Raw genomic sequence first — 10,758 nt, 5'->3', positions numbered from 1 at the left:
GGAGGCCCCCTGCTCAGCCGCCGCCACCGCTGAGCAGGGCGCCCAGGCGGGGTGCGTACGTGGCGTGGAAGACCAGCGAGGCGGCGCCGATGGCGGCGGCGTCGGCCGCGATCGGCGAGGTCTCCACCCGCACCGCGTGCAACCGCCGCGCCAGCGGCCTGCTCGACACCGCCCGCGCGATCACCTCCCGGTAGATCTCCCCGACCTCCCTGAGCGCGGGCCCGCCGAGCACGAGCAGGTCGATGTCCAGCATGTTCACCACGCTGACGGCGGCGTCGGCCAGCCGCCCGGCCACCCGCTCGATCACCCGGCGCGCCTCGGGCTCGCCCGCGGCGGCCGCCGCGCAGATGGCGGCGTGCGCCAGCCGATCCCCCATCGCCGCCTCGATGGCGCTCGGGCAGCAGACCGCCTCGACGCACCCCCGGTTGCCGCAGTAGCACTCGGGCCCGTCCGGCTCGACCGTGATGTGCCCGAACTCGGCGGCATTCAGCGACCGCCCTCGATAGACCTGGTTATCCAGAAAAATCCCACCACCGATCCCCGTCCCCAGGTACAGGTACGCGAAGCTCGGCGTGGACCGCGCGATCCCGGCCCACCGCTCCCCGATCGCCGCGGCCGTCGCGTCGTTGTCCACCGTCACCGGGAACCGCGTGTCCCGCTGGAGCACGCTCTTGATCGGCACCTGATCCCATCCGGGCAGCCGGGGCGGGCTGACCATCACGCCGTCCGCGTCCAGCGGCCCCGGGCAGGCCAGGCCCACGCCCAGCACCTTGCCGTCCGGCACCCCGGCCTCTCTGAGCATCCGGCGCGCGGCCCTGGCCATCTGCCCGATCACCGCGGCGGGCCGCAGCCCCTGCCGGACCGGCAGGTGCAGCCGCGCGACCGGCCGACCGGCCAGGTCGGCCAGCACGCAGGAGATCTCGTTCGGGTCGAAATGCACGCCGATCGCGTAGCCGGCGGCGGGATCGACGCGCAGGATCGTACGCGGCTTGCCCCCGCTCGACGGCACGGACCCGTCCTCGACGACCAGCCCTTCCTGCAGCAACCTGCGCACGATCACGGAGACGGTCTGGGCGGTCAGCCGGGTTCGGTGCGCGATCTGCACCCGGCTGATCCCGTCGGAGGCCTGGATCGCCTCCAGGACCACGGCCCGGTTGTAGCTACCGACCTTGGGCAGGTTCGTGCCCAGCTGCATGTGAGCTATGTCACCACAGAGTGTTGACTTAGTAAATCAGAAAGATTTACGTTCTCCAGCAACCCAAGGAAACAAGGGGAGACCGTGATGAAACGTACGCTTGCCGGTGCCCTCCTGCTGCTGACAGCCGTAGCCGGCTGCGGCGGCGGCGACCCTGCCCAGAACACCTCAGGCGGCAAGGAGCTCGAGGTCCTCTACAAGGTCGAGCCCACGTGGCCGCATCTGGAGAAGATGCTCGGCGACGCGAAGAAGCAGTACGAGAGCGCCCACCCGGGCGTCAAGATCAAGCTCACCGCCGTCCAGGGGAACAACGAGGCCTACTACACCAAGCTGGCCCTGTTGAATCGCTCTCCCGACTCCGCGCCCGACCTCTACTACCACGACACCTTCCAGGTCAACGCGGACGTCGCGGCCGGCAAGCTGGCCCCGCTCGACGACTACCTGACCAAGTGGCCGGACTGGAGCAGCCAGTTCCCCGACTCGGTCAAGCAGGCCGCCAAGGGCGGGGACGGCAAGATCTACGGCGTCCCGATCAGCACGGACACGCGCGGCCTGTGGTACCAGAAGGACGTCTTCACCAAGGCCGGCATCGCCGTCCCCTGGGAGCCGAAGACCTGGAACGACGTACTCACCGCCGCCCGCACGATCAAGCAGAAGGTCCCCGGCGCGATCCCGTTCAGCATGTACTCGACGAAGATCCACGGTGAGGCGTCGACCATGCAGGGCTTCGAGATGCTCCTGTACGGGGCGCCCGGCGGCACCCTGTACGACGACGCCCAGCAGAAGTGGGTGGCCGGCGGCAAGGGCTTCACCGACGCCCTGACCTTCGTCAACACCATCTACCGCGAGGAGCTCGGCCCCAAGCAGGCCGACGCCCACAACGCCAAGCTCGCCGACAAGGTCTCCCTGGAGTGGTTCCCCGCGGCCAAGCTCGGCATCTCGCTCGACGGCGCGTGGGCCTCCTCGGCCTGGAAGCCGACCGGCACGAAGCCGTGGCCCGAGTGGACCCAGAAGATGGGCTGGACCCGCATGCCGACGCAGAACGGCGAGGAGCCGGGGGCGGTCAGCATGTCGGGCGGCTGGGTCATGGCGATGAGCGCGTACACGAAGAACAAGCAGGAGGCGTTCGACTTCATCACGGTGGCCACCAACAAGGAGAACTCGATGACGTACTCGGTGGGCACGGGCGACCTGGCCCCCCGCAAGGACGTGGCCGCCGATCCGAAGTACAGCGCCGACAACCCGAGCGTCAAGTTCTGGACCGACCTGGCCGCGGTCACCCACTACCGCCCGGCCTTCGAGGCGTACCCGAAGGTCTCCGCCCAGATCCAGGAGGCCATGGAGGCGGTCACGACGGGCGCGCGGAGCCCTGAGGAGGCCACCGCGGCGTACGTGAAGGCCCTGCCGTCGGCGGTGGGAGGCCCCGACAAGGTCCTCGCCCGATGACGATCGCCACCGCACCGGCCCCGCCCGCGACGGACGCGCCCCCGCGCGGCCCGTCGCGGCGGGGCGTGCTGCGCTGGCTCCTCCCCCTGGGGCCGGCGCTGCTCCTGCTCGCCCTGTTCCTGGCGGGCCCCATCCTGTGGAGCGTCTACATCGCCTTCACCAACGAGACCCTGACCGGCTCGGCCTCGGTGAACTCCCAGTTCGTCGGCCTGGCGAACTTCGTCAAGCTCTTCGGCGACCCGAACTTCCTGAACTCCTTCCTGCTCACGTTCGTCTTCGTCATCGGCTCGGCCGTCATCGGCCAGAACACCCTGGGCCTGATCATCGCCCTGCTCCAGCGCGGCCGCGGCCGGGTGACCCGCAGCGTCGTGAACGGCGTGGTGATCGCCGCCTGGGTCGTCCCCGAGGTCGTGGCGGCGGCCTGCTGGTTCTCGTTCCTGGCCGAGGAGGGCACGCTCAACTCGATCCTGGGCCTGTCCCAGGAATGGCTGTACACGGCGCCGATGCTCGCGGTCATCCTGGCCAACATCTGGCGCGGCACCGCCTTCTCCATGCTGGTGTACTCGGCCGCGCTCTCGGAGGTGCCCGCCGACCTGGTGGAGGCCGCCGCCGTGGACGGCGCGGGCCCGGGGCGCCGGCTGCTGCACATCACGCTGCCGCTGATCCGCCGCTCCATCATGGCCAACCTCATGCTGATCACCCTGCAGACGCTGGCCAGTTTCGGCCTCATCTACGCCCTGACCGGCGGCGGCCCGGGGACGGCCAGCCAGACGACGCCGCTGTACATGTACGAGCAGGCCTTCCGCTATTTCGAGATCGGCTACGGCTCGGCGATCGCCCTGGTCATGCTGGTGATCGGCGCCCTGTTCTCGCTCGTCTACCTACGCCTGATCAAGGTGGAGGACACGTGACCGGACCACGCCGCAGGACGGGGGTCGCATGACCCGGCTCGCCGCGAGGGGCGCGGCCTGGCTGGCGCTCCTCCTCATCGCCCTGGCCTTCCTGGGCCCGTTCCTCTGGGTGCTGATCGCCTCGGTCCAGCCGGAGGCGACGCTGGCCGCCAAGCCGGTGCTCAGCTTCTCCCTGGACAACTTCAGGGCGGTGCTGACCTGGGAGACGATCATCCTGCCGCTGATCAACTCGATCGTGATCTCGGGCGCGACAGCGGTGCTGACGGTCCTGGTGGCGGGCCTGGCGGCGTACCCGCTGTCGCGTTACCAGCTGCGCTACCGCCGCCACTTCATGCTGACCCTGCTGTTCACCACGGGCCTGCCGGTGACGGCGATCCTGGTGCCGGTCTACGCGATGTTCTTCCGATTCAACCTGTACGGCTCCGTGCCCGCGATGGTCCTCTTCCTGACGGCGAGCTCGCTGCCGTTCTCCATCTGGATGATGAAGAACTTCATGGACGGGGTCCCGGTGAGCCTGGAGGAGGCCGCCTGGGTGGACGGGGCCGGCTGGGTCCGCTCGCTGACGTCGGTCGTCGGACCCCTGATGGCCCCGGGGATAGCGGTGGTGGCGATCTTCGTCTTCGTCGGCCAGTGGGGCAACTTCTTCGCCCCCTTCGTCCTACTGGACACCCCGGAGAAACAGCCGGCCGCGGTCACCATCTACACGTTCTTCTCGCAGTACGGGCAGGTCGCCTACGGGCAGCTCGCGGCCTTCTCGATCCTCTACACGGCCCCGGCGGTGGTCCTGTACGTGGCCGTCAACAAGTATCTGGCCAGCTCCTTCGGCTTCGCCGGCTCAGTGAAGGGCTGAACCGCGCCCGCCCCAGCGCGGGACACGCCGTCCCAGCACGCCCGCCAGCCCGGTCTCCTCCCGTAGCTCACGCAGCGCCGCCTGCTCGTGGCCCTCCCCCGCCCGGACGCCGCCGCCGACCGTGAACCAGCAGCAAAGTCCGTATTTTTCGTGATCACTGCCAGAACCTTGCGGTGATCTGCAATCACTATCTTTCGTCAACTATAAGAATCAACCGGCTTGACAGCCCACATGCCCGATGTCACGATCGCAACCGTCCCGCAACAATGGCGAAATAGCTCCACGAGGCGCACAAAACGTCAAGCGCAACGTCCGCGCGCGCCTTGCCTGACTCAACCCCCCAGGTCAGGAAAGGAAGCCCCGTCCATGGCAGCAGCACGCCTTCTCACGGCCTTACTCCTGGCGCTCCCGGGCGCCACGATCGCGACCGGCGCGGCGGCCGTCATCCCGCCGGCCGACTACCAGCAGGTCCAACTGGCCGCCGGCCCGCCGGAGCTGGGGGAGGCGATGTCCCTCGCCGTGCTCCCCGACCGCGGTGTCCTCCACACGGCCCGCGACGGCACCGTCCGGCACACCGACCCGCAGGGCAACACCAAGATCGCCGGAAAGCTGGACGTCTACACCCACGACGAGGAGGGGCTCCAGGGCATCGCGGCGGACCCGGCCTTCACGACCAACCGCTTCGTCTACCTCTACTACTCCCCCAAGCTCGCCACCCCGGCCGGCGACGCACCCACCACGGGCACGGCCGCCGACTTCGAGCCGTGGAAAGGCCACCTCAACCTCTCCAGGTTCACCCTGAAAGCGGACAACACCCTCGACCTGGCCAGCGAGAAGACCGTGCTCCAGGTGCCGAACGACCGGGGCCAGTGCTGCCACGTGGGCGGCGACATCGACTTCGACAGCGCCGGCAACCTCTACCTGACGACGGGCGACGACACGAACCCGTTCGAGTCCAGCGGCTACTCCCCGCTCGACGAGCGTACGGACCGCAACCCCCAGTTCGACGCCCAGCGATCGAGCGGCAACACCAACGACCTGCGCGGCAAGCTGCTGCGCGTCAAGCCGCAGCCGGACGGCACGTACACGATCCCGCCGGGGAACCTCTTCCCGGCCGGCACGGCCGGGACCAGGCCCGAGATCTACGCGATGGGCTTCCGCAACCCGTTCAGGATGTCGGTCGACCGCCCCACCGGCGTGGTCTACCTGGGCGACTACGGCCCCGACGCGGGCACCACCGACCCGAACCGGGGCCCCAGCGGCCAGGTCGAGTTCGACCGGATCACCGCGCCGGGCAACTACGGCTGGCCGTACTGCACGGGGACCAACACCACCACCGAGACCTACAACGAGTACGCCTTCCCCAGCGGCCCGTCCGCCGCCAAGTACGCCTGCGCGACGGGCCCCGCCAACAACTCCTTCCGCAACACCGGCCTTGCCACCCTGCCGCCCGCCAAGCCGAGCTGGATCAGGTACGCGGGCGACGCGGGCTCCCCGCCGGAGTTCGGCAGCGGGTCGGAGTCGCCGATGGGCGGCGAGGTCTACCGCTACGACCCGAACCTGAGCTCGGCCGTCAAGTTCCCCGCCGCGCTCGACGGCCGCTACTTCGCCGCCGAGTTCGGGCGGCGCTGGATCAAGGCCATCGAGGTCACGGCCGGCGGCTCGTACGGGACGATCGAGGCGTTCCCGTGGACGGGCACGCAGATCATCGACACCGACTTCGGCCCCGACGGCGCCCTCTACGTGCTCGACTACGGCACGGGCGCGGGCGACCAGGCGCTCTACCGGATCGAGTACATCGGCGGCACCAACCGCAACCCGATCGCCAAGGCCGCCGCCGACAGGACCTCGGGCCCGGCCCCGCTGACCGTGGCCTTCTCCTCGGCGGGCAGCTCCGACCCCGAAGGCGGCGCGCTGACCTACTCGTGGAGTTTCGGCGACGGCGCCACCTCCACCCAGCCCAATCCGTCCCACACCTACGCGGCCGCCGGCACCTACACGCCCACCCTCACCGTCAGGGACCCGCAGGGGCTGACGGGCACGGCCAGCCTGGTGGTGACGGCCGGGAACACCGCCCCGACCGTCACGCTCACCCGCCCCGCGCACGGGCAGCTGTTCTCCTTCGGCGGCACCGTGCCGTTCGCGGTCACGGTCACGGATCCGGAGGACGGCACGATCGACTGCACGAAGGTCAAGGTGACGTACCTGCTGGGGCATGACAGCCACAACCACGCCATCACCTCGAACACCGGCTGCACGGGCTCCATCGCGGTGCCGGTGGACGGCGAGCACGACAGCGCCGCCAACATCTACGGCGTGTTCGACGCCGAGTACACCGACAAGGGCGGCCTGACCACGCACAGCGTCCGCACCCTGCAACCCGGGCACCGGCAGGCCGAGCACTTCGGCGCGCAGTCCGGCATCCAGCCGGCCGACCACGGCGGCGCGGAAGGCGGCCGGACGGTCGGGTTCACCGACAACGGCGACTGGATCTCCTTCCAGCCGTACGCGCTCGGCGACGCCACCCGGATCACCGCCCGCGTGTCGTCGGGCGGCCCCGGCGGGACGATAGAGGTCAGGACCGGATCGGCCACGGGCACCCTGCACGGCACCCTCACCGTGCCGAACACCGGCGGCTGGGACACCTTCACCGACGTCTCGGCGAGCCTGTCCGGCGTCCCCGCCCAGACGACCGCCCTCTTCCTCGTCTTCAAGGGCGTGACCGGCCAGGGCAACCTGCTCGACGTGGACGCGTTCACGTTCGAGACGGCGACGGAGGCGGAGGCGTACACGTCGAACTCGGGCGTCCAGGTGGCCGACCACGCGCCCGCCAGCGGCGGCAAGACGGCGGGCTATCTGAACAACGGCGACTGGGCGGGCTACGCCCAGGTCAGCACCGCCGGCGCGAAGACCTTCAGCGCCCGCGTCTCCTCCGCAGGAGCGGGCGGAGCCATCCAGGTCCGCGCCGGCTCCGCCACCGGCACCCTGCTCGGCACCGTCACCGTCCCCGTCACCGGCGGCTGGGAGACCTTCCAGACCGCTACCACCACCCTGACCGGAACCGGATCCGGCCCGCTGTTCCTGGTGTTCACCGGGAGCGGCACCGGCTACCTGTTCGACGTCGACACCTTCACCCTCACGAGGTAGGCACGGGATGTTCAGGATCATCGGCATCGTCCTCGCCACGCTCATCTGCGCGATCAGTCCTCCGGCGGCGAGCGCCGCCGGAGCAGCGGGCGCCACCGCCGCCGCGTACCAGGTGCTGGTCTTCTCCAAGACGGCCGGTTTCCGGCACGACTCCATCCCGGCCGGTGTCGAGGCCGTCAGGAGCCTCGGCGCGGCGGGCGGCTTCACGGTCACCGCCACCGAGGACGCGGGCGCCTTCACCCCGGCCAACCTGGCGAACTACCGGGCCGTGGTGTTCCTGAGCACGACCGGTGACGTCCTCGCCGACAGCCAGCAGGCGGCGCTCCAGTCGTACGTGGACGGCGGCGGCGGCTTCGTCGGCGTGCACGCCGCCGCCGACACCGAGTACGGCTGGCCCTACTACGGGCAGCTCGTCGGCGCCTGGTTCAAGAGCCATCCGGCCATCCAGCAGGCCGTGGTCAGGAACGAGGACCGCACCCATCCCGCCACCGCGCACCTGGGGCCGACCTGGACGCGCACGGACGAGTGGTACGACTACCGCACCAACCCGCGCCCCGGCGTGAGGGTGCTGCAGACCCTGGACGAGACCAGCTACTCGGGCGGCACGATGGGCGCCGACCACCCGATCACCTGGTACCACGCGCAAGGAGCCGGCCGGTCGTTCTACACCGGTCTCGGCCACACCATCGAGTCATACAGTGACGGAAATTTCCGGCAGCTCCTGCTCGGCGGCATCCAGTACGCGGCCGGCGTGACCGCCACGCCGGTGACGACCGAGGGCGAGGCGTACACGTCGGGCCAGGGCGTGCAGATCGCCGCGCACGCGCCGGCCAGCGGCGGCCGGACGCTCGGCTACATCGACAACGGCGACTGGGCGGGCTACGCCCAGGTCAGCACCGCCGGCGCGAAGACCTTCAGTGCCCGCGTCTCCTCCGCAGGAGCGGGCGGCACCGTCCAGGTCCGCGCCGGCTCCGCCACCGGCACCCTGCTCGGCACCGTCACCGTCCCCGTCACCGGCGGCTGGGAGACCTTCCAGACCGTCACCACCGCCCTGACCGGTGCCGGATCCGGGCCGCTGTTCCTGGTGTTCGCGGGCGGCGCGGGCTCCCTGTTCGACATCGACACCTTCACCCTGAGCACGGGCACGACGGCGCAGGTCTCGCCGAACGTGCACGTCTTCTACTACCCGTGGTACGGCAGCCCGTCCGTGAGCGGCGCCTGGCGGCACTGGCCGCAGGGCGGGCACACCCCGCCCGCGGACATCGGCGCCGACCTGTATCCCAAGCTCGGCCCCTACGACTCGGGCGACCTGGCCGCGATCGACCAGCACATGAAGTGGATCCGGCAGTCGGGCGCGGGCGTGCTCGTCTACAGCTGGTGGGGCCGCGGCGGCTACGAGGACGGCCTGGCCCGCCGGGTCATGGACGCCGCCCAGCGCGAGGGCGTCAAGGTCGCCTGGCACATCGAGCCGTACGCCGGCCGCACCGCCGCCTCGGTCGTGTCCGACGTCCAGTACCTCAACCAGACCTACGGCGCCCACCCGGCCTTCCGCAACGCGTTCTACGTCTTCGAGAGCCTGAAGATCACCGACTGGACGGCGCTCGACCAGGTCACCGCCGCGAACATCGTCCTCGCCCAGACCACCGACACCTCCAAGATCGCCCACTTCTCCGGCATGTACACCTACGACGCCATCGCCGGGGCCACCGCGCCCGGCTGGCAGCAGGCCGCCGCCTACGCCAAGCAGCACAACCTGGTCTGGGCGCCGTCGGTCGGCCCCGGTTACATCGACGACCGGGCCGTCCCCGGGAACACGACCCCGACCCTGGCCCGCGACAACGGCGCCACCTACGACAAGGAGTGGGCCAACGCCATCGCCACCGCTCCGACGTGGGTGTCGATCACCTCGTTCAACGAATGGCACGAGGGCAGCGTGCTGGAGCCCGCCGTCGTCAGGTCCGGATACCAGAGCTTCGAGGGCGCGTACGGCCGGACCGGCGCCGCCGCCGAGACCGCGTACCTGGACCGCACCCGTTACTGGGTGACGCAGTTCGAGCCGCAGACCGCGAGCCCGGCACCGCGCTGACCAGGGCGGCCCGCCTGGCTCTGGCCGAGCCCGCCGGCGTCAGGCGGATTCGCGGCGCACCAGCCGCGAGGGGATGACCATCTCGCTGCTGGGCTCGGCCACCCTGCCTTCGAGCCGGTCGAGCAGCCTGCGCGCGCCGGCCCGGCCGATCTCCCTGGCCGGGTTGGCCATCGTGGTGAGGCGGGGCGTGACCATGCTCGCCGCCTCGATGTCATCGAACCCCATGATCGCCACATCGCCCGGCACGCGCAGGCCGCGCTCCAGGGCGACGTCGAGCGCGCCGATGGCCATGACGTCGTTGGCGCACAGCAGCGCGTCGGGCGGCTCGGGCAGGTCGAGCAGCCGCGCCGCGCCCTCGGCACCGCCCTGGCGGCTGAAGTGCGTACGCACCACCAGCCCGGGACGGACCTCCGCCCCGGCCCCGCCGACGACCGCACCGTCGCACCCTCCCGCATGCCCGGCGACGGGCGCGCCCTCGCCCCCTCCCGCGTCCGCGAGCGCCGTCCGGTATCCGGCCACGCGCTCGGCGGCCGGCCCTTCCCCGGCCGGACCGCACACGAAGCCGATCCTGCGGTAGCCGCGTTCCAGCAGGTAGCGGGTGGCCTCCCGGGCGCCGCCCTCGTCGTCGCTGTGCACCACGTCCACCCCCCGCTGCACGAGCCTGCCGCCGAGCCGGACCACCGGGATGCCCGCGTCGATGACCGGCAGCAGGTCCTCGGCATGCGTGTTGAACACCGCGAACACCAGCCCGTCGACCTGCCTGGCGATCATCTGCTCCAGGGCGGCCCGCTCCAGCCGCCGCTCGCCGTCGGTGTTGCCGATGATCTGGTCGTACCCGGCGGGCCCGAGCACGTCCTGCAGACCGCGGGCCAGCGCGGGATAGAACGGGTTGGTGATGTCGGGGATGACCAGCCCGATCGTCTGGCTCCTGCTCGTCCGCAGGCCGCGCGCGAGCACGTTCGGCCGGTAGCCGAGCTCCTCGATGGCCGCCAGCACCCGGCGCCGGGTCTGCTCCGCGACCGGCCGGCGGCCGTTGAGCGTGTGGGACACGGTCGTCGCGCTCACCTGGGCCAGCTCCTGTCTCTTATACACAGCTGACGCTGCCGACGCTACCCCTCTTACG

Annotated in this window: 8 protein-coding genes; 5 read left to right on the top strand and 3 right to left on the bottom strand. The window is 70.7% G+C overall.

Translation table 11 applies throughout. From position 1 onward, the window contains the following. Positions 1-13: 13 nt before the first annotated feature. On the bottom strand, positions 14-1,195 hold the full coding sequence (locus ETD85_RS20625; protein ID WP_138691383.1) for an ROK family transcriptional regulator: 1,182 nt from the start codon (positions 1,193-1,195) through the stop codon (positions 14-16). Between the two features lie 87 nt (positions 1,196-1,282). Here ETD85_RS20625 and ETD85_RS20620 point away from each other — a divergent pair, with 87 nt between their 5' ends. From ETD85_RS20620 to ETD85_RS20610, 3 genes are read left to right on the top strand one after another with little or no spacing between them, the layout of a single operon-like run. Continuing rightward, positions 1,283-2,641, top strand: coding sequence for an extracellular solute-binding protein (locus ETD85_RS20620; RefSeq protein ID WP_138691382.1), 1,359 nt, complete (start codon positions 1,283-1,285; stop codon positions 2,639-2,641). Next, the gene (locus tag ETD85_RS20615; protein WP_138691381.1) at positions 2,638-3,552 is read left to right on the top strand and encodes a carbohydrate ABC transporter permease; all 915 of its coding nucleotides are present in this window, start codon (positions 2,638-2,640) and stop codon (positions 3,550-3,552) included. The genes ETD85_RS20620 and ETD85_RS20615 overlap by 4 nt, the downstream gene beginning before the upstream one ends. Positions 3,553-3,580: 28 nt before the next feature. After that, complete coding sequence (locus tag ETD85_RS20610; RefSeq protein ID WP_138691380.1) at positions 3,581-4,402, top strand: carbohydrate ABC transporter permease; 822 nt, start codon at positions 3,581-3,583, stop codon at positions 4,400-4,402. Here ETD85_RS20610 and ETD85_RS67510 read toward each other — a convergent pair. Further along, on the bottom strand, positions 4,388-4,603 hold the full coding sequence (locus ETD85_RS67510; protein WP_138691379.1) for an NUDIX domain-containing protein: 216 nt from the start codon (positions 4,601-4,603) through the stop codon (positions 4,388-4,390). The genes ETD85_RS20610 and ETD85_RS67510 overlap by 15 nt on opposite strands. 165 nt (positions 4,604-4,768) lie before the next feature. On the opposite strand from ETD85_RS67510, the gene ETD85_RS20600 reads away from it, so the two are divergent. Together ETD85_RS20600 and ETD85_RS20595 are read left to right on the top strand one after the other, a co-directional pair. Continuing rightward, entirely contained in the window at positions 4,769-7,549 is a 2,781-nt protein-coding gene (locus ETD85_RS20600) for a carbohydrate-binding protein (protein WP_138691378.1), read from the top strand. Between the two features lie 7 nt (positions 7,550-7,556). Next, the gene (locus ETD85_RS20595; RefSeq protein WP_138691377.1) at positions 7,557-9,635 is read left to right on the top strand and encodes a glycoside hydrolase family 99 protein; all 2,079 of its coding nucleotides are present in this window, start codon (positions 7,557-7,559) and stop codon (positions 9,633-9,635) included. Between the two features lie 39 nt (positions 9,636-9,674). On the opposite strand, the gene ETD85_RS20590 is transcribed toward ETD85_RS20595, so the two are convergent. Next, a complete protein-coding gene (locus ETD85_RS20590; protein ID WP_170246768.1) occupies positions 9,675-10,700 on the bottom strand; it encodes a LacI family DNA-binding transcriptional regulator in 1,026 nt (341 codons plus the stop codon). Positions 10,701-10,758 lie beyond the last annotated feature (58 nt).

The organism is Nonomuraea zeae, from assembly GCF_005889725.1.
Classification (GTDB): Bacteria; Actinomycetota; Actinomycetes; order Streptosporangiales; family Streptosporangiaceae; genus Nonomuraea; species Nonomuraea zeae.
This window is presented reverse-complemented; position numbering and strand designations above follow the sequence as displayed.